Annotated in this window: 18 protein-coding genes and 2 tRNA genes; 12 read left to right on the top strand and 8 right to left on the bottom strand. The window is 64.2% G+C overall.

From position 1 onward, the window contains the following. Positions 1 to 14: 14 nt before the first annotated feature. Positions 15 to 755 (bottom strand): TrmH family RNA methyltransferase, encoded by a 741-nt coding sequence (locus ACZ5Y5_RS10085; protein WP_464808502.1) that lies wholly within the window; start codon positions 753 to 755, stop codon positions 15 to 17. 106 nt (positions 756 to 861) lie between these two features. On the opposite strand from ACZ5Y5_RS10085, the gene ACZ5Y5_RS10080 reads away from it, so the two are divergent. The 5 genes from ACZ5Y5_RS10080 (at position 862) to ACZ5Y5_RS10060 (ending at position 6160) form a co-directional block, all read left to right on the top strand. After that, positions 862 to 948 (top strand) — tRNA-Tyr (locus tag ACZ5Y5_RS10080). A 102-nt stretch (positions 949 to 1050) separates the two neighbouring features. Then, the gene (locus tag ACZ5Y5_RS10075; RefSeq protein ID WP_464808501.1) at positions 1051 to 1371 is read left to right on the top strand and encodes a DMT family transporter; all 321 of its coding nucleotides are present in this window, start codon (positions 1051 to 1053) and stop codon (positions 1369 to 1371) included. A 100-nt stretch (positions 1372 to 1471) separates the two neighbouring features. Further along, positions 1472 to 3742 (top strand): beta-glucosidase BglX, encoded by a 2271-nt coding sequence (gene bglX, locus ACZ5Y5_RS10070; RefSeq protein WP_464808500.1) that lies wholly within the window; start codon positions 1472 to 1474, stop codon positions 3740 to 3742. Between the two features lie 53 nt (positions 3743 to 3795). Beyond that, a complete protein-coding gene (locus ACZ5Y5_RS10065; RefSeq protein ID WP_464808499.1) occupies positions 3796 to 5664 on the top strand; it encodes an ABC-F family ATP-binding cassette domain-containing protein in 1869 nt (622 codons plus the stop codon). A 10-nt stretch (positions 5665 to 5674) separates the two neighbouring features. Next, complete coding sequence (locus ACZ5Y5_RS10060; protein ID WP_464810518.1) at positions 5675 to 6160, top strand: MaoC family dehydratase; 486 nt, start codon at positions 5675 to 5677, stop codon at positions 6158 to 6160. 4 nt (positions 6161 to 6164) lie between these two features. Here the strand turns inward: ACZ5Y5_RS10060 and ACZ5Y5_RS10055 are convergent, their stop codons facing one another. From ACZ5Y5_RS10055 to ACZ5Y5_RS10045, 3 genes are all read right to left on the bottom strand, one after another. Then, entirely contained in the window at positions 6165 to 6596 is a 432-nt protein-coding gene (locus tag ACZ5Y5_RS10055; RefSeq protein ID WP_464808498.1) for a hypothetical protein, read from the bottom strand. Position 6597: 1 nt separating this feature from the next. Next, positions 6598 to 7506, bottom strand: coding sequence for a sterol desaturase family protein (locus ACZ5Y5_RS10050; RefSeq protein WP_464808497.1), 909 nt, complete (start codon positions 7504 to 7506; stop codon positions 6598 to 6600). 103 nt (positions 7507 to 7609) lie between these two features. Then, positions 7610 to 8056, bottom strand: coding sequence for a nuclear transport factor 2 family protein (locus ACZ5Y5_RS10045; RefSeq protein WP_464808496.1), 447 nt, complete (start codon positions 8054 to 8056; stop codon positions 7610 to 7612). A 198-nt stretch (positions 8057 to 8254) separates the two neighbouring features. On the opposite strand from ACZ5Y5_RS10045, the gene ACZ5Y5_RS10040 reads away from it, so the two are divergent. After that, positions 8255 to 9448 (top strand): diguanylate cyclase domain-containing protein, encoded by a 1194-nt coding sequence (locus tag ACZ5Y5_RS10040; protein WP_464808495.1) that lies wholly within the window; start codon positions 8255 to 8257, stop codon positions 9446 to 9448. Positions 9449 to 9476: 28 nt separating this feature from the next. Here ACZ5Y5_RS10040 and ACZ5Y5_RS10035 read toward each other — a convergent pair. Then, a tRNA-Ser gene (locus ACZ5Y5_RS10035) sits at positions 9477 to 9567 on the bottom strand. A gap of 202 nt (positions 9568 to 9769) precedes the next feature. Here ACZ5Y5_RS10035 and ald point away from each other — a divergent pair. Continuing rightward, positions 9770 to 10885: an alanine dehydrogenase gene (gene ald / locus ACZ5Y5_RS10030; protein WP_464808494.1), complete on the top strand. Its 1116-nt coding sequence runs from the start codon at positions 9770 to 9772 to the stop codon at positions 10883 to 10885. A 208-nt stretch (positions 10886 to 11093) separates the two neighbouring features. Then, positions 11094 to 11924, top strand: a complete 831-nt coding sequence (locus ACZ5Y5_RS10025; RefSeq protein ID WP_464808493.1) for a sulfite exporter TauE/SafE family protein — start codon at positions 11094 to 11096, stop codon at positions 11922 to 11924. A 3-nt stretch (positions 11925 to 11927) separates the two neighbouring features. Here the strand turns inward: ACZ5Y5_RS10025 and ACZ5Y5_RS10020 are convergent, their stop codons facing one another. After that, positions 11928 to 13166 (bottom strand): phospholipase D-like domain-containing protein, encoded by a 1239-nt coding sequence (locus ACZ5Y5_RS10020; RefSeq protein WP_464808492.1) that lies wholly within the window; start codon positions 13164 to 13166, stop codon positions 11928 to 11930. Positions 13167 to 13253: 87 nt separating this feature from the next. On the opposite strand from ACZ5Y5_RS10020, the gene rpoZ reads away from it, so the two are divergent. Further along, positions 13254 to 13598, top strand: coding sequence for a DNA-directed RNA polymerase subunit omega (gene rpoZ, locus ACZ5Y5_RS10015; protein WP_066526813.1), 345 nt, complete (start codon positions 13254 to 13256; stop codon positions 13596 to 13598). A gap of 196 nt (positions 13599 to 13794) precedes the next feature. On the opposite strand, the gene ACZ5Y5_RS10010 is transcribed toward rpoZ, so the two are convergent. After that, on the bottom strand, positions 13795 to 14241 hold the full coding sequence (locus ACZ5Y5_RS10010; RefSeq protein WP_066526816.1) for a hypothetical protein: 447 nt from the start codon (positions 14239 to 14241) through the stop codon (positions 13795 to 13797). 133 nt (positions 14242 to 14374) lie between these two features. Here ACZ5Y5_RS10010 and ACZ5Y5_RS10005 point away from each other — a divergent pair, with 133 nt between their 5' ends. Next, positions 14375 to 15046 carry a spermidine synthase gene (locus ACZ5Y5_RS10005; protein ID WP_464808491.1) on the top strand — a complete coding sequence of 224 codons (672 nt, stop codon included), beginning with the start codon at positions 14375 to 14377 and terminating at the stop codon, positions 15044 to 15046. A gap of 93 nt (positions 15047 to 15139) precedes the next feature. Here the strand turns inward: ACZ5Y5_RS10005 and ung are convergent, their stop codons facing one another. Next, positions 15140 to 15835, bottom strand: coding sequence for a uracil-DNA glycosylase (gene ung / locus ACZ5Y5_RS10000; protein ID WP_464808490.1), 696 nt, complete (start codon positions 15833 to 15835; stop codon positions 15140 to 15142). A gap of 87 nt (positions 15836 to 15922) precedes the next feature. Here ung and ACZ5Y5_RS09995 point away from each other — a divergent pair, with 87 nt between their 5' ends. Together ACZ5Y5_RS09995 and ACZ5Y5_RS09990 are read left to right on the top strand one after the other, a co-directional pair. Continuing rightward, positions 15923 to 16894, top strand: coding sequence for a serine hydrolase (locus ACZ5Y5_RS09995; RefSeq protein WP_464808489.1), 972 nt, complete (start codon positions 15923 to 15925; stop codon positions 16892 to 16894). A 60-nt stretch (positions 16895 to 16954) separates the two neighbouring features. Next, on the top strand, positions 16955 to 17320 hold the full coding sequence (locus ACZ5Y5_RS09990; protein WP_464808488.1) for an Mpo1-like protein: 366 nt from the start codon (positions 16955 to 16957) through the stop codon (positions 17318 to 17320). Positions 17321 to 17337: the final 17 nt, after the last annotated feature.

The raw sequence follows: 17337 nt of genomic DNA, 5'->3' as shown, positions 1-17337 counted from the left end.
TCATGCCCGGCGCGCTACCGGCTGGCGGCGGCGTACAGGGCGATGGCGGCCGCGTTGGAGACGTTCAGGCTCTCCATCCGCGGGCTGATCGGCAGTTTAGCCAAAATATCGCAATGGGCCATGCTGTTGTGACGCAACCCCTCGCCCTCCGCGCCGAGCACCAGCGCCACGCGCGAATCGCCAATCGCGTCGCCAAGGTTCGTGTCCGCTTCGCCGTCGAGACCGATACGCCAATATCCCGCCTCGGCAATTTCATCGAGCGCACGGGCGAGGTTCACGACGCGCACCCAGGGCACGATTTCCAGCGCGCCCGACGCGGAGCGGGCCAGCACGCCGGATTCGGGCGGCGCATGGCGGTCTTGCGTCACGATGCACAGAGCGTCGAAGGCGGCGGCCGAGCGCAGGATCGCGCCGACATTATGCGGGTCCGTCACCTGATCCAGCACCAGCACCGGGCGCTTGTCGTCCTCGCCCGCCTCCAGCGCGTCGCCCAGCCACACATCGTCGAGCGGCTCCACCTCCGCCACGATGCCCTGGTGCGGCGCATCGGACGGCACCATGCGGCCCAGATCGGCGACATCGGCATAGACGATCGGCAGAACCGGGGGCAGGTCGAGCGCGCCTAGCGCTTCGCGCGTGCCCCATATCTTGCGGACCACCCGATTGGGATTGGCGAGGGCCGCTATGACGGCATGACGCCCGTAGAAGCGTGGAAAGTTGCCCTTGGGCTTTGCGCTGCGATGTCCTCTTTTCATGGAAGCGCTCTTTTCACATCCGCCCATTGACAGGCAAGCCTCCTTTCGCCATTGAGCGCGCCTCCAGCGCGGTGAAAGACGTTTTTGTCCGCCGCGTCAGGGCACTGGACAGGTGGCCGAGTGGTTAAAGGCAGCAGACTGTAAATCTGCCCGGGTTTCCCGTACGCTGGTTCGAATCCAGCCCTGTCCACCACCCTTGTGGGTCTTCAGGCCCCTCTTGGGCGCGCCGCCTCTTTCGGGTTTCCGGCCCGTGCGCCTTTCCTTCCGAGCCCGCCTGAAAGAAGGAACGCTGGTCATGGCGTGGCTGGTGCTGGGCATTGCCGTTTTTACCGAAATCTGCTGGGCGCTCAGCCTTAAATGGGCGGCGACCATCGGCAGCTGGCAGGCGTCGGCGGTGCCGATTGCGCTCAGCTTCCTCAACATGGGCCTGCTGGCGCTTGCGATGAAGGGCCTGCCTGCGGGTACGGCCTATGCGATCTGGACGGGGCTTGGCGCAGTCGGCGTCATCATCGGCGGTGTGATCCTGTTCGGCGACCGGGTAACGCCGGTGCAGGCGGGGTTCATGGCGCTGACGGTCATTGGCGTGGTCGGCACGAAGCTGTTCGCGCCCGCTTGAGAGCGCTCGGCTAGGATATCCGCTGCCTGCGCGATGGGGCGTGCGTTTGCCCATGCGGGCAGCCTTCGCAGAAGCAGAGAAGTGTTTTAGGCTGTCGCTGATGACTCTCGACCGCCGTTCGCTGATCGCTGCCGCTCTGGCCGGCTTTGTCGCCCTGCCATTTCCCCGCCGGGCTTTCGCGGCCGCTGAAGTCGCGCGCGTGGATGACCTCATCGGCCGCATGACTGTAGAGGAAAAGGCGGGGCAGATGACCTGCCTGACCGACAGTTTCCGCCCCTACAACCCGCCCAATCCGCAGGTCGGCATCCAGGATGAGAAGCGGCTTTCCGACGAGGTGCGCAAGGGGCGGGTGGGTTGCCTGTTCAACGGCATCGGCGTTGCGGGCGCTCGCCGGGCGCAGGACATCGCGGTCAAGCAAAGCCGCCTCGGCATCCCGCTGCTGCTGGCGGGCGACGTCATCCATGGGCTCAAGACCATCTTCCCGGTCCCGCTGGCCGAAGCCGCCAGCTTCGACCCGTCGCTCGCCGAACGCACGGCGCGCGCCATGGCGCAGGAGGCGAGCGCGGCGGGGCTGCACCTGACCTTTGCGCCGATGGTCGATGTTGCGCGCGATCAGCGCTGGGGCCGGGTGGTCGAAGGGGCGGGGGAGGATGTCTATCTGGGCAGCCTGTTCGCCGCCGCCCGCGTGCGCGGCTTTCAGGGACGCGACCTGCGCCGCGACGACAGCCTGCTCGCTTGCCCCAAGCATTTCGCCGCCTATGGCGCAGTGGCGGCGGGCCTGGAATATGGCAGCGTCGATATTTCCGACGAGACGCTGCGCGAGACGCATCTGCCGCCCTTCGGCTCCGCCTTCGCGGCGGGCGCGCTGACCACCATGGCGGCATTCAGCGAAATCAATGGCGTGCCCGCCACCGCCGATCGCGAACTGCTGACCGACCTGCTGCGCGGCGAGTTGAAATTCCGGGGCTTTGTCTTTTCCGACTACACCGCTGACGAGGAACTGATTGCCCATGGCTATGCGGAGGATGAGCGCGACGCGGCGCGGCTCGCCGTGCTGGCGGGCGTCGATATGTCGATGCAGAGCGGCCTCTATATCCGCCACCTGCCCGATCTGGTGAAAAGCGGCGCGGTGCCGATGGAGACGGTGGACGTCGCCGTGCGCCGCATCCTTTATGTGAAAACCGCCCTCGGCCTGTTCGACAATCCCTACCGGTCGATCAGCGAAGAGGCGGAGAAGAGCCGCATTTTTACCCCGGCCCATCGCGCGCTGTCGCGGGAAGCGGCGACGCGGTCGATCGTGCTGCTCCAGAATAGCGGCGTCCTGCCGATCGACCATGCCAGGCGCCAGAAGATCGCACTGATCGGACCGTTCGGAGAAGATCGCGCAAACATCTACGGACCCTGGGCCTTTTATGGCGACAAGGGGAAGGGCGTGGACATCGCCGCCGGGCTTCGCGCCGCCATGCCGGACCCCGCATTGCTCAGCATCGCCAAGGGCTGCGAGATCAGCGGCCCCATAGATGGCGGCATCGCGCAGGCGGTGGAAGCGGCCAAGGCGGCCGACATCATCCTGCTCGCGGTGGGCGAATCGCAGGACATGTCGGGCGAAGCGCAATCGCGTACCGTGATCGAACTGCCGCCCGCGCAACAGGCGCTGGCCGAGGCGGTCGCGGCCACCGGAAAGCCGATGATCGTCCTGCTCCGTCACGGCCGCGCGCTGGCGCTGCACGACGGCGTAGCCAATGCGCAGGCCATCCTCGCCACCTGGTTCCTGGGATCGGAAGCGGGCCATGCGATCGCCGATATTCTCTTCGGCCGGGTTGATCCTTCGGCCAAGCTGCCGGTCAGCTTCCCGTGGGAATCGGGGCAGGAGCCCTTTTTCTACGACCGCAAGTCCACCGGCCGCCCGGTCATCGACAACCGCACCGAATATCGCGCGCGCTACATGACGACCGATAACAGCGCGCGCTATCCCTTCGGCCACGGCCTTAGTTACACGACATTCGCGCTGGACAATTTGAAGCTGTCGGACAGCGCGCTGCGCTGGGACCGCGCGATAGAGGTAACGGCGCGGCTGACCAACAAGGGAGACCGGCGCGGCAGCGAGGTGGTGCAGCTTTATATCCGCGACCGCGTGGCGAGCCGCACCCGGCCGGTGCGTGAGTTGAAGCGTATCGAGCGCGTCACGCTGGGGCCGGGGGAGAGCAAGACGGTTCGTTTCTCCCTCTCGCGCGCCGACCTGCAATTTGTGGGAGCAGGGAACAAGATCATCGCGGAGCCAGGGGTTTTCGACCTCTGGCTCGGCCAGTCCTCGGACGGCGGATTGCATACGCAGTTCACGCTGTATGCAGAACCCGTCGCTGCCAAATAAGGAACAGATCGACTCAGCTTGGCATCGCCCGTCATCCTGCTAAAGCCCCGCCCATGCTGAATCTCAAGGACATCACCGTGCGCCTCGGCGGCCGCACCATTATCGATCGCGCCAGCGCCGCGCTTCCGCCGCGCAGCCGCGTTGGCCTGATCGGCCGCAACGGCGCTGGCAAATCGACGCTGATGAAGGTGATGATCGGCCAGCTTGATCCCGACGAGGGCAGCTGCGAAATGCCGCGCGACACGCGCCTGGGCTATATCGCGCAGGAAGCGCCCGCGGGCACCGCAACGCCCTTCGAAACCGTTCTCGCCGCCGACAAGGAACGCGCCGCCCTGATGGCGGAGAGCGAGGCGACGCATGATCCCGATCGCCTCGGCCATATCTATGAGAGGCTGAATGCGATCGACGCCTACACCGCGCCCGCCCGCGCCGCGCGCATCCTCGTCGGCCTAGGTTTCGATGAAGAGATGCAGGGCCGCCCGCTCGACAGCTATTCGGGCGGCTGGAAGATGCGCGTGGCGCTGGCTTCGCTGCTCTTTTCCAATCCCGACCTGCTGCTGCTCGACGAACCTTCCAACCACCTCGACCTTGAAGCGACGTTGTGGCTGGAGAATTTCCTGAAAGCCTATCGCGGCACGGTCGTGGTCATCAGCCATGAGCGCGATCTGCTCAACAATGTGGTGGATTATATCCTGCATCTGGAAGGGGGTAAGATCACCCTTTATCCCGGCGGCTACGACGCCTTCGAACGTCAGCGGGCCGAGCGGCTGGCCCAGCAGGAGGCAGCCCGCGCCAAGCAGCAGGCGGAGCGCGAGAAGCTGCAGGACTATGTCGCTCGCAATTCCGCCCGCGCTTCCACCGCGAAACAGGCGCAGTCGCGCGCCAAGGCGCTTGCCAAGATGCAGCCGATCGCCGCGGCTATCGAGGACCCGACGCTGCATTTCGGCTTCCCCAATCCGCCGGAGCTGCGTCCGCCGCTCATCACCATGGACATGGCGGCGGTCGGCTATACCGACACGCCGGTGCTGCGCCGGGTGAACCTGCGCATCGATCCCGACGATCGGCTGGCGCTGCTCGGACGTAACGGCAACGGCAAGACGACGCTCGCCCGTCTGATCGCCGCGCAGTTGAAGCCCATGGAAGGCGCGATGAACGCGTCGGCCAAGATGAATGTCGGCTATTTCACCCAATATCAGGTGGAGGAGCTGGACGTGAACGACACGCCGCTCGAACATATGACGCGCGTGATGAAGGGCGCGACGCCGGGCGCTGTGCGTGCTCAGCTTGGCCGCTTCGGCTTTTCGGGCGAGCGCGCCACGCAGAAGGTCGGAAGCATGTCGGGCGGCGAGAGGGCACGGCTGGCGCTGGCGCTGATCACCCGCGATGCGCCGCATCTCCTCATCCTTGATGAACCGACCAACCACCTCGACGTCGATAGCCGCGAGGCGCTGGTTCAGGCGCTCAACGACTATAGCGGCGCGGTGGTGATCGTGTCGCACGACCGCCACATGATCGAACTGGTCGCCGACCGACTGGTGCTGGTCGATAACGGTACGGCCCAGCCCTTCGACGGCAGCCTGGAGGATTATACCGATATCATCCTGCGCAAGGCGGACGGGAACGGCAGCAGCGGCGACGCGCCCAAGGTCGATCGCAAGGCCGAAAAGCGCAACGCCGCCGAATGGCGCGAGAAGCAGAAGGCCGCGAAAAATGCCGTGAGCAAGGCGGAGAAGGAAATGGCGCTGCTGACGGCGGAGCGTAGCCGGATCGATCAGGCGCTGTTCGATCCCAAATCCGCCACCGGCGCGGAAGCGAAAATGACCATGACCGACCTCATGGTGAAGCGCGCCGCCGTCGAAAAGAAGCTGGAAGCGGTCGAGGAAGTCTGGATGGAGGCGAGCGCGGCGCTGGAGGAACTGTGATATCCGGCCTATCAGGAGCGTAGCGGAGAGAGGGAGCGCGCAAGTGGCCGGACTATATTTTGAGGAGCTGACGCCGGGACTGGAGATCGATCATTCCTGGTCGCGCACCGTCACCGAAACCGACAATATCCTCTTTTCCAGCTTGACCATGAATGTGCAGCCGCTGCACCTGGACGCCCATTTCGCGGCCGGGACGGAATGGGGCAGGCCGCTGGTCAACAGCCTCTTCACGTTGGGGCTGATGATCGGCATGTCGGTCAATGACACGACGCTCGGCACCACGGTCGGCAATCTCGGCATGACCGATGTGATCTTCCCCAATCCCGTGTTCCAGGGCGACACGATCCGGGTGCGCAGCAAGGTGCTGTCCGCGCGCCAAAGCAAATCACGCCCGACGACAGGTATAGTCGAATTTGAACATGTCGCTCGCAACCAGGACGGCAAGATCGTGGCCCAATGCCGCCGCCAGGCGATGATGCGCAAACGCCCGGCTTGAGGCTTCAGCGCCAGATCAAAAGGAGGATGGCGAGGAAGCCGAGCCCCAGCACAAGGTTCAGCGGGATCAGCGCGCGCATCGCCGGGCGTTGCGCCGGATCGCTGAAGCGCAGCACCACCATGGCGGGGGCCAGCACCAGCCACAATTCCGCGATCACCACCGCTATCGCCATCGCCAGCCCGGCCGCAGGGCCATAGCTCGAGGCAATCGTAGCATAGCTTTGCTGGGGCAGGGGAGACAGGCGCCCGGCGATCATCAGTCCGATGCACATGGGCACGACGAAGATCAACGGCACCAGCCAGCCTGCGCCGCTAACCGCATTGCTGATCCGGCCCCCGCATCGTTCCGCGCCCGGCCAGCTCTGCCTTATGGTGGCGGCCAGGGGAAACAGCATCAGCAGGGGGATGAGCGCGGCAGGCCCCGAAAGCTCCGTCATGTCAGTGTCCTGCCAAGCCGCGTTCGATCACCATGGGATCGGGCGCATGATCGGCCTGGAACGTCTTGCCCGGCTTGCCCAGCAGCACCTTCAGCTTGGCGGCAAGCCCCGGTGCGGCGCGCACGTCCCCGGCCAGATAGCGGAACTCATGGGTCAGCACCCTGATCGGGTTGGACGATCGCGGCTGGCGGGTAATGCCAAAGACGGGCGGTTCGCTGTCTTCCAGCCGCTGATAGGTGCCAAAGGCATGGTCCCAGATCATCAGCAGTCCGCCATAATTTTTGTCGAGATAGATCGGGTTGCAGGCGTGATGCACGGCATGATTGCTGGGCGTCACGAACAGCCATTCGAACCAGGGCGCCAGCCGCCCGATCCTTTGCGTATGGCAGAATGTCTGAAACGCCGGGATGTTGATCGCCATCAGCACCAGTACGACCGGGTGGAAGCCCAGCAGCGCCAGCGGCGACCATGTCAGCAGGCGATAGACGGTCGAAAAGGGCGTGTGCCGCAGATTGACGGTGAAGTCATAGGTTTCGGCCGAATGGTGGATCGAATGATCGGCCCAGAAGATGCGCAGCTCATGCCCGGCGCGATGGAAAATGTAGAAGGCAAGCTCGCCGACCAAGAAGTAGAGCGGCAGCGTCCACCAGTTCACCGCCACCCGCAGCGGCGTCAGATGCCATAATGCGGTGAGCCCCGCGATCAGCAGCGTGTTGGCGATCACCCCTTCCAGCAGCGGACCCAGAGGGAAGAAGAGGTAATTGTGCCCGGTTTCCCGGCTGAAGGGCTTCAACCCCTCACGATGGCGCAGGAAAGCTTCGGCGATCAGGCAAAATAGCAGCAATATGCCGCCGCCGAAGCCGAAAAGGGCTATCGCCTCCGCCACGTTCTTTACAAACGCTTCGTCCATCGCTCTCCCCCAAGCCGTGCCTTTTCATCCGGCCGGCCGTTAGGAGAGAGAATAGACCCGCTTTGTCCGACTGCCAAGATTGATCGGCAGCGAGGCGGCTGGATCAGCCAGCATCGACACGCAGCCGCGTCAGGCGGATTTCCTTGATCCGCCACCCGTCGGCCAGGCGGACATAGCGCTCATGGTAATGGCCATAGCCATGCATCCACCGGAACGGCAGCGGTGAACCTTCTTCCGGCCACAGCTTGTCTTCCATAGCCCAGACGCCGCTGGCCTCCGTCGCCGTCTCGATGTTGATTTCAGGCATATGGCCGTGATGCACGGTGCAGACCTTTTCCAGCATCGGCGCGAGCTGCGCGACATAGGGCGCGGCCCCATGGATCAGCATCGCTTCATTCCATTCGCTCGTCGCGCCGCGGAAGTCGGCGACGAGGTCGGGCGCAAATACTGCCTCCAGCCCCGCCCAGTCCTTCATGTCCATCGTCCGGAAATAACGCGCCTTGAGCGCATGGATTTCCAGAATAGCGGCTGTCTTTTCCTCTCCGGTCAAACCATCTCTCCTCATCTTATGCTTATCGCTGTTCGAACATCTTTGCGGAAGAAGATAAAACTTATCAAAATCAAGATGATCAGCTAAACGCTCCGCGCAATTTTCCCGGCTCTCGGGCGTTGCATGATGATGCGCTGACAGGGCCGGAGCAGGATTTTGACGCAAGTTATAAAAAGGCGGAGCCGGATTGCGAAGCTGATGCGGCGCTTGCGCCCCTCGGCGGAAGGGCGATCGTCTCTCCCGCTGCCCGATGCAGTCTATTGCGAACTGGTGGAGGCGTTGTTCGCCATGCGTCTTCCCATCGCCGGCATGGGCCTGTTGTTCAGCGTCGCAGGCGCGACGATCTTCATGGAACATCGCAGTGTCACCACCGGCCTTATCACCGCTGCCGCCATGCTGGTGACGATCGCGCGCCTCGTCCTTCTGACCGCCTATCGCCGTGAGGTTCATGGAACCGCCCTGCCAATCGAACGGGTGAAGCAATGGGAACGGCGCTATGCGATCGGCAGCTATGTTTTCGCCGCGCTGCTCGGCGCGCTCAGTGCGGCTGTGCTCAATACGCATACCCCGCTCAATCATCTGGTCGCTGTCAGCCTGGTCTTCACCTTTGGTGCGGGCATCGTGTCCCGGATCGGCGGCAGGCCGCGCATCTGCGTGGTCAGCCTGCTATTAGCGACCGTTCCGACTGTCGCCGCCCTGGCGCTGCACGCCCGAGTGGGCGGCGACGGGGCCATGCACGCGGAATATTTCATCATAGAGGCGCTGCTGGTCAGTGTCGTGACGCTGCTCAGCCTGGAATCGGTGCGCCATCTCTACCAGTCGGATGTAGAGCATCTGACGGCGAAACATGATCTGGCCGCACTCGTCCGGCAGGACGCGCTGACGGGCCTTCCCAACCGTCTGCTCCTGAGGGAGCGCTTTCAGAACAGCCTCAGCGTCACTGCGTCGGAGGACAGCCAACTGGCCGTTCATTTCCTCGACCTGGACGGCTTCAAGATCATAAACGACCGCTACGGCCACCCGATGGGTGACGCCGTCCTGCGCGAAGTGTCCGCCAGGCTGCGGGCCACCGTCCGCTCGGTCGATACCGTCGCCCGCATCGGCGGCGACGAGTTCATCGTGGTTCAGGAAGGTGTCCAGCATGAAGGCGAGGCGGAAATGCTGGCCCGCCGCATCATCAAGCAGCTGAGCGCGCCCTATAATTTGATGGACGAACAGATCCGCATTTCGGTCAGCATCGGCATAGCCATGGCCCCGCGCCATGGGCTGGACCTTGAACATCTGACCGCCTGCGCCGATGCCGCCCTCTACCGCTCGAAACGCGGCGGCAAGGCGCAGCTCTATTTCTGTACGGCAGAAGATGTCGCCAACGCCGGACGCGCCGTCGCCTGAGATTTTTACAGCATCGCGATGGAAGGGCTGGCGGAGCGGGAGGGATTCGAACCCTCGATACGCTTTTGACGTATACTCACTTTCCAGGCGAGCGCCTTCGACCACTCGGCCACCGCTCCGCATGCACTGGAAGGCGGCTCCCTATCGTGCGTCGCGGCGCTAGGCAAGGGGTGCTTGATATGCCTCCTGTAATTCCGTTCCGGCAGACTATATCGGATAAGGAGATCGTTCCGGTTGCAAGCCCGATTCCGGAACAATCATCGCTTCCCCGGCGATAAAATCCCTGACGACGATATGCCCTCAGGGATGGAAAGGCTGAACATGATTGTAGGCACGGTACGGGAGATCAAGAATCACGAATATCGCGTCGGTCTGACGCCTGAGAGCGTCTATGAGCTTACCGCCCATGGCCATCAGGTGCTGGTGGAAAGCGGCGCAGGCGATGGGATCGGCGCGCATGACGCGCTCTATGCCAAGGCGGGGGGCGAGATCGTACCGTCCGCGCGCGAGGTGTTCGCCGCTGCCGAGATGATCGTGAAGGTGAAGGAGCCCCAGGCCGAGGAACGCGCGATGCTGCGGCCCGGCCAGATTCTCTATACCTATCTTCACCTCGCGCCCGATCCGGAGCAGACGCGCGACCTCATCGCGTCCGGCTCGACCTGCATCGCCTATGAAACGGTGAGCGACGATCATGGCGGCCTGCCGCTGCTGAAGCCGATGAGCCAGGTTGCCGGGCGCATGGCGATTCAGGCGGGCGCGACCGCGCTGGAAAAGGCCAATGGCGGGCGCGGCGTGTTGCTGGGCGGCGTGCCAGGCGTTCTTCCTGCCAAGGTCTGCGTGATCGGCGGCGGCGTCGTCGGGTTTAACGCCGCGCAAATGGCGGCGGGGCTCGGTGCCGACGTCACCATCCTCGACCGCAGCCCCGAAGTGCTCGAAAAGCTCGGCATCTATTTCGAAGCGAGGGCCAAGACGCGCTTTTCCAACCGCGCCAACCTGGCCGAATGTGTAGCGGATGCGGACCTGGTGATCGGCGCGGTCCTCATCCCGGGCGCCGCTGCGCCAAAGCTGGTCACGGCGGACATGCTCAAGACCATGAAGAAGGGCGCGGTGCTGGTCGATGTCGCGATCGATCAGGGCGGCTGCTTCGAAACCAGCCATGCCACCACTCATGCCGAACCGACCTATGTGGTCGATGGCATCGTCCATTATTGCGTCGCCAACATGCCGGGCGCGGTGGCGCGCACCAGCACCTATGCGCTCAATAATGTGACGCTGCCCCATGCGCTGCGTATCGCGGACATGGGGTGGAAGGAAGCGCTGCGGTCCGACCCGCATCTTCTCGCCGGCCTGAACGTCTGGAACGGCAAGGTGACCTACCAAGCCGTCGCGCAGGCGCTCGGCCTGCCTTACACCCCCGCGCAGGAGGCGCTGGGCTGACAAGCGCCTAGCCGCTCCTAATCTTTTCCCGCGGCCTTGCGGGTTCCCCGGTCTCGTTCGTCTTGTTTGCTGGGGGCAGTCTGGTTCCCTGCCCCCAACCAAGCACATCCGACGAAGAGAGGCCTGGGTACTCCGTGATGGTCGAACAAATTTCCGAAGCCGCCTTGCCGCCGCGCTCTGTCCTGCACCGCAGCAGGGAGGCGCGCTGATGCACGGGGACCTCGTCAACTGGCTCGTGCCCCTTGCCGCCATGCTTGGCGCGGGGCTCTTCGCGGGTTTTGCTGCCGGGATATTCGGCATCGGGGGCGGGTTCGTCGTGGTGCCGGCGCTGTTCGTGGTGCTGCCGTTGCTGGGCGGCACGCATGAAGCGATCGCCCATGTCGCCATCGGCACCTCGGCCGCCACGATCATCGTCACTTCGATCCGTTCGCTGCTCGCCCATGCCAAGCGGGGCGCGGTGGAGTTTGAGGTGCTGAAAGCCTGGGCGCCCTGGATCATCCTGGGCGACGGGATCGGCGTGCTGCTCGCGGGGCATGTGGACGGACGAGTGCTGACCATGATCTTCGCGTCGGGCGTATTCCTCATGTCCTTGAACTTCCTGCTGCCCAAGGTCGGCGGCAAGGTGATCAGCGACGAGATGCCATCGGGCATTGCCCGCGTCGGCATCGCAGGGGGGCTGGGCACCTTTTCCGCGCTGCTGGGCATCGGTGGCGGCACGATAGCGATCATGGTGATGACGTTATGCGGCCGCTCCATCCACCGTGCGATCGCTACTGCATCGGGCATCGGCACGCTGATCGCTATTCCCAGCGCCATTGGTTTCGCACTGATCGGGCTTAAGGAAACCGGCCTGCCCTGGGGGTCGCTCGGCTTCGTCAACATGCCCGCGACGCTGGCGATCGCGTCCATGTCGGTCCTCACCGCGCCGCTTGGCGTTGCCGCCGCGCACAGCCTGCCCGCGGGCCTGCTGAAGCGAATCTTCGGCATCTATCTGGTGATCATCGCCTTCATCATGTTCCGCAACGCGATCCACATGTAAGGATCAATCCGCATCGGGATTGCGGAAATTGAGCCGCCGCGTGACGGTATAGTCCAGCACGCCGACCAGAAAATAGCTGATCCATTGCTTGATCAGCGTCAGCACGCCGCGCTGAGCCTTGTAGCTTTCGAGCGTTATTCGCCGGCTCTCGCCTGTGCGGCGGCTGATGAAGTCCCGCACTTCCTGCGCCAGCGCCTTGTCCTCGATCCGCAGCATGATCTCCAGGTTGAGGAACAGGCTGCGCATGTCGAAATTGGCCGATCCGATGAAGACGGCATCGTCGATGACGATCAGCTTCATGTGCAGCTTGCAGCTTTGATATTCCCAAATCTCCACCCCGCGCCGGAGCAGCGGGCCGTAGAGTAGCCGCGCCGCCGCCACCGTCGCGCCATTGTCGGACCTTGACGGCAGGATCAGCCGCGCGCCCTGTCGCTTCGCCGCCCGCGCAATGCGCTTCAACATGCCGCGGCCGGGGGAGAAATAGGCCGCCACCATATCCACGCGGCTGGCATGTTCCAGGTCATGCTTCACCACCTGCGCCCAGGGGCTCAGCCTCCGGGTCGGCCCGCCGATCAACCACCGCATGGGGTCTGCCGGATCGTGATGAAGGGAAGGGTGCCAGTGCCGAACCATCCGCCGCAATGTCCGGAACCGCTGCCGCTTGGTCGAAACCCAACGCCACAGTTGCCCGTACCAGATGCTCATCGCGGCTACTTGCGGCCCTTCCAGGATCAGGCCCAGATCCGCCCAGGCGTCATCCTCTGGCAGCCCGAAATAGTCGTCCTCGACATTGAAGCCGCCCAGCAACAGCCGCCGGTCGTCGGCGATCGTCATCTTCTGGTGGTTACGGATCAGGTAGCGGGTCGACCGCCGCGCGCCGAAGCGGCCGAAATGCCCCCCCGCCTTTATCAACGGATCGAAGAAGGCGACCGGCGTGTCGGCCGATCCGAACGCGTCGATCATCAGCGTCACGGCCACGCCGCGCTCGCGCGCCGCGACCAGCCGGTCGAGCACCATCCGCCCGCTCTCATCATCAGCGAAGATGTAATAATAGAGTTTGAGGCTGCCCCTGGCCCCGTCGATCAGGTCGATCAGAGCGTCGCGCAGCGCAGGGCCATGCTCGATGATCTTCAGCCTGTTGCCCCCGATGGACAGGCTTATCCCGGCCTCTTCACGCTTCGCTGTGGACTGCCGGTTGATCACCATGTCCCGTTCATGCCCCCAATTGTCGCGCCGCGCCACGGCTTTATGGGCTTTTCATTGACTCTTCCGGATGCCGCCTATATGCGCGGGCTTCACGATTTTCATTCCTTTGCCAGGAGCGCCCGTTTGGCCCGCGTTACCGTCGAAGATTGCGTCGACAAGGTTACCAACCGCTTTGATCTCGTCCTGCTTGCGGCGCAGCGCGCCCGTGAGATTTCTGGCGGGGCCGAACTGACGCTGGACCGCGATCGCGATAAAAACCCCGTCGTTGCCCTGCGCGAGATCGCAGAAGAAACAGTCCTTCCGGCAGATCTGCATGATTCGCTCGTCGGTTCGCTGCAGAAGGTGCAGATCGACGATGACGACACGCCGGACGAAATCGGTTCGATCGCCCAGTCGGCGGAGGCACTGCGCCTCACCGCCGCAGCCCCGCCGCGCAACCAGAATGTCGGCGGCGACTACGACGGCTGATCTCTAGCATCGGTTTGGAGAGGGAATGGGGCCCGGCCTGCGCAAGCAGGACCGGGCCTCGATCCGTTATGGGGAATTGGAGTGGGCAGGCGGACCTACCCGTGCCGTCACCCCAGCGAAAGCGGGGGTCTCAGGCCCCGTTGCGCGCTATCCCAAGATGCCAGCTTCCGCTGGCATGACGGGTGTGTTCGCTCCTTCAATTCCCCAAACAGAAATCCCGCAGCGCTCGCGCATCATGCAGCGCATTATGCGGAATCCGGCTGTTCGCCGCCGCACTGAATCCCGCCGCGTTCACCAACTGCAACTGCAGCCCGTTCATATCCACCATCTGCCCCGGTCCGGTCACCAGCAGCGCACAGAAATGCGCCAGATCCTCGGGCCAGTCCGCTACGATCACTGGATCGGGATCACCCGCCAGATAGTCGGCCAGGTGATGCGCGGCCTCTACCCGGCTCAGTTCCATGTCGATCCCCGGCGGGACATGGCGCAGATAGGGGATCACGTTGCGCTGGACCCAGCCATGCGGCTCCTCCGCCAGCGGCAGCGACACGTAAAATTCGTCGTCGCCAAATTCCGGCACCAGCGCGACGCTGATCAGCGCGCCCGCAAATCCGTTGAATTCGGTGTCGAGGAAATAACGCATCGGAACAATGACTGCCTGGCTGAACGGGAAAGGGGCTGGCCCGCGAGATAGGGGCCAGCGTCGGCGAGCGCCAGAAGATTTGCGTGCGCCCCGGCAAGCTGCCATGCGGCTGTGACCAAGGAAGGACCAGATAGTGACCCCGCGCGAACTTATCGACACCGCCCCCGTGCCGGGCGGGCAGGAATTGAAGCTCTACCGCCGCGGGGCCGATCACATGATCGTCCTTGATCGCAACGAGCTGATGAGCAGCCGCATGAGCGGTTCGGAAAAGGCGCTCGCCGTCATGACGCTGGAGCGGCTGAAGGGGCGCAAGGACCCGCATCTGCTGATCGGCGGCTACGGCATGGGCTTCACCCTGCGCGCGGCGCTCGCCGGTTTGGGGCAGGGCGGTCGCGTCACGCTGGTCGAACTGGTGCCCAAGATCATCGAATGGGCGCGGGGGCCGATGGTGGAGCTTGCGGCAGGTTGTCTCGACGATCCGCGCGTCCGCCTGATCGAAGGCGATGTAGCGGCGGAAATCGCCTCGGCGCGCGGCAGCTACGACGCGATCCTTCTTGATGTCGATAACGGTCCGGACGGCCTTACCGCGCCTGCCAACGACCGGCTTTATTCGGCGAGCGGCCTCGCCACCGCCAAGGCTGCGCTGAAACCGGGCGGCATCCTCGCCATCTGGTCTGCCGCCCCGGACGCCGCCTTCACCCGCCGTCTGCGCGATGCGGGCTTTCTGGTGGATGAAGTCGCGGTCAAGGCGCGCGACAATGGCAAAGGCCCCCGCCACGTCATCTGGTTCGCGCTGAAGCGGTAGTCATCCGCCCAAAGCCCCCGTTCGTATCGAGCGAACCTTGTCACCTAATTCGTCACCCCGGACTTGATCCGGTGTGACGGTGCTAATCGCCGCTCACCTCAGGTCACATTCCGGCAAGGCCCAATCCACCGCACCGCGCCCCTTCGCTTCCAGAAAGGCGTTGGCCTTGGAGAAATGCCGGCATCCGAGAAATCCGTTATGCGCCGACAGTGGGGAGGGGTGCGCGGCCTTCAGCACCAGATGCCGCGTCTCATCGACGAAGGCCGCCTTGCGCTGCGCATAAGCGCCCCACAGCAGGAAGACGACCGGCTCCTCCTGGCTATTGACCAGCCGGATGATCGCATCGGTAAACTCTTCCCAACCCCGCTTCTGGTGCGAAGCTGCCCGCCCCATTTCCACCGTAAGCACGCTGTTCAGCAGCAGCACTCCTTGCTGCGCCCAATGCTCCAGAAATCCATGGCGCGGCGGCGTCAGCCCCAGGTCGCTTTTCAATTCCTTGTAGATATTGACCAGCGACGGCGGCGTGCGCACTCCCGGCCGCACGCTGAAGCACAGGCCGTGGGCCTGCCCTTCGCCATGATAGGGGTCCTGCCCCAATATCACGACCTTCACCTTGTCCAGCGGCGTCAGGTCGAGCGCGCGGAAATATTCGCTGCCCTTGGGAAAGATCCGCTTCCCCGACGCCTTCTCCTCCTCAAGGAATTGCTTAAGGGCCTGCATATAGGGGCGGCCGAATTCCTCGCGCAGCGGCGCGCGCCAGCTTTCGTCTAGCTTGATCATAGCGGTCATGCCGGGGGTGATGGCGCTGTGGGCGGACGCCTGTCAACCCGCGCAAACAGCCTTGCCCCGGCGCTGCGAATCGGGGAAAGAAGATCCATGCCGCGTCTTTCTTCCGCTGCCGCCTTTCTGGCGGGCCTTGGCCTGTTTCTGGCGCCCTTGCCGACGGCCGACGCCTTCGGTCCCAAGCCCAATATGGTGCAGCAGACCGCGCAATCGCGGCTGCTCGGCGAATTCGCCCGCTTCGCGACCTTGAGTGACGGCACGGTCGGCATCGCGGTGCGCGACCTGACCAATGGCGAGACTCTTCAACTGAACGGCGACACGCTCTTCCCCATGGCCAGCACCTACAAGGTCGCCGTGGCGGGGAAGATCCTCTCGCTCGCCGACGCCGGCACGCTGCGCTTCGATGAAAAGCTGCCGCGCCTGGGCACCCCGCTGACCGTCACGACCTTGCTCGACCTCATGCTCACCCGCAGCGATAATGAGGCTACCGATGCGCTGGTCGCCCGTGCGGGTGGTCCGCAAGCGGTGAATGGCTGGCTTCAGTCGATCGGCATTCGCGGCCAGCGGGTGGACAGCAATACGGCCCAGCTTCTCGCCCGCGCCAAGCTCGGCGCCGGAACGGCAGGCGATGAGGCGGAAAGCGGTCTGACCTCCGGCCAGCGTGACGCGCGCGACATGCCCAACCTGGCTTTCGCGGCCGATCCGCGTGACACTTCCACGCCGCGCGCGATGAACGACCTGCTGTCCGCCATCCAGCATGGCAAGGCGCTCAAGGGCGGCAGCACGGCCATGCTGCTTGGCATCATGTCCCGCTGCAAGACGGGCAAGGCGCGGCTGGTCGGCATGCTTCCGCCCGGCACACCCGTCGCGCACAAGACGGGGACGCTCAACGGCCTTGGCAACGACACCGGCATCATCACCCTGCCGGACGGGCGGATGATAGCCATTTCCGTGTTCGTCATGAAGGATCATCGCGGCCATGCAGCCCGTGACCGCATCATGGCGGAAGTAGCGCGCGCCGCTTACGACTATTTCCTGTTCGCTCCCGATTTGCGCACGGCCTGACGCATCGCTCTTAACGCGAGTGGAGCGCCGCCCTAGCTCTGTCGCCCCGGAGGGGAGATAATGAGCGATATCGCCGCGTTCAGCGAATTCTGGCCCTATTATCTGCAGGAACATGCCCGCCCCGCTACGCGGGCTTTGCATTATGCCGGAACGAGCGTCGTCGTGCTGTTGCTGGCGGCCCTGCCATTGACCGGTCGTTGGTGGATCGTGCCTGCCGTGCCACTCGCCGGATATGGCTTCGCGTGGATCGGCCATAGCCTGATCGAGCGAAACCGGCCCGCCACTTTCCGCCATCCGCTATGGTCGCTGCGCGCGGATTTCCGCATGTGGTTCCGTTTCCTCACTGGCCGCATGGGTCGCGACCTGGCGCGTGCCGGGGTGCGGCGGGACGGCTCGGTCGATCCGGACAAACGGCGGCATCTCTGACCCGCGCATGACTTGAC

The sequence above is a fragment of the Sphingobium sp. TomTYG65 genome, from assembly GCF_055395525.1.
Note: the sequence above shows the minus strand (reverse complement) of the source record. Positions and strands in the feature narration are given on the sequence as shown.

Excerpts from the sequence above, each read along its gene's own strand:
- ACZ5Y5_RS09995 (WP_464808489.1), top strand. The coding sequence starts at position 15,923 with ATGCCGCGTCTTTCTTCCGCTGCCGCCTTTCTGGCGGGCCTTGGCCTG.
- ACZ5Y5_RS10040 (WP_464808495.1), top strand. The coding sequence starts at position 8,255 with ATGCGGCGCTTGCGCCCCTCGGCGGAAGGGCGATCGTCTCTCCCGCTG.
- bglX (WP_464808500.1), top strand. The coding sequence starts at position 1,472 with ATGACTCTCGACCGCCGTTCGCTGATCGCTGCCGCTCTGGCCGGCTTT.
- ACZ5Y5_RS10075 (WP_464808501.1), top strand. The coding sequence starts at position 1,051 with ATGGCGTGGCTGGTGCTGGGCATTGCCGTTTTTACCGAAATCTGCTGG.
- ACZ5Y5_RS10085 (WP_464808502.1), bottom strand. The coding sequence starts at position 755 with ATGAAAAGAGGACATCGCAGCGCAAAGCCCAAGGGCAACTTTCCACGC.
- ACZ5Y5_RS10050 (WP_464808497.1), bottom strand. The coding sequence starts at position 7,506 with ATGGACGAAGCGTTTGTAAAGAACGTGGCGGAGGCGATAGCCCTTTTC.
- ACZ5Y5_RS10055 (WP_464808498.1), bottom strand. The coding sequence starts at position 6,596 with ATGACGGAGCTTTCGGGGCCTGCCGCGCTCATCCCCCTGCTGATGCTG.
- ACZ5Y5_RS09990 (WP_464808488.1), top strand. The coding sequence starts at position 16,955 with ATGAGCGATATCGCCGCGTTCAGCGAATTCTGGCCCTATTATCTGCAG.
- ACZ5Y5_RS10065 (WP_464808499.1), top strand. The coding sequence starts at position 3,796 with ATGCTGAATCTCAAGGACATCACCGTGCGCCTCGGCGGCCGCACCATT.
- ald (WP_464808494.1), top strand. The coding sequence starts at position 9,770 with ATGATTGTAGGCACGGTACGGGAGATCAAGAATCACGAATATCGCGTC.
- ung (WP_464808490.1), bottom strand. The coding sequence starts at position 15,835 with ATGACCGCTATGATCAAGCTAGACGAAAGCTGGCGCGCGCCGCTGCGC.
- ACZ5Y5_RS10010 (WP_066526816.1), bottom strand. The coding sequence starts at position 14,241 with ATGCGTTATTTCCTCGACACCGAATTCAACGGATTTGCGGGCGCGCTG.
- ACZ5Y5_RS10025 (WP_464808493.1), top strand. The coding sequence starts at position 11,094 with ATGCACGGGGACCTCGTCAACTGGCTCGTGCCCCTTGCCGCCATGCTT.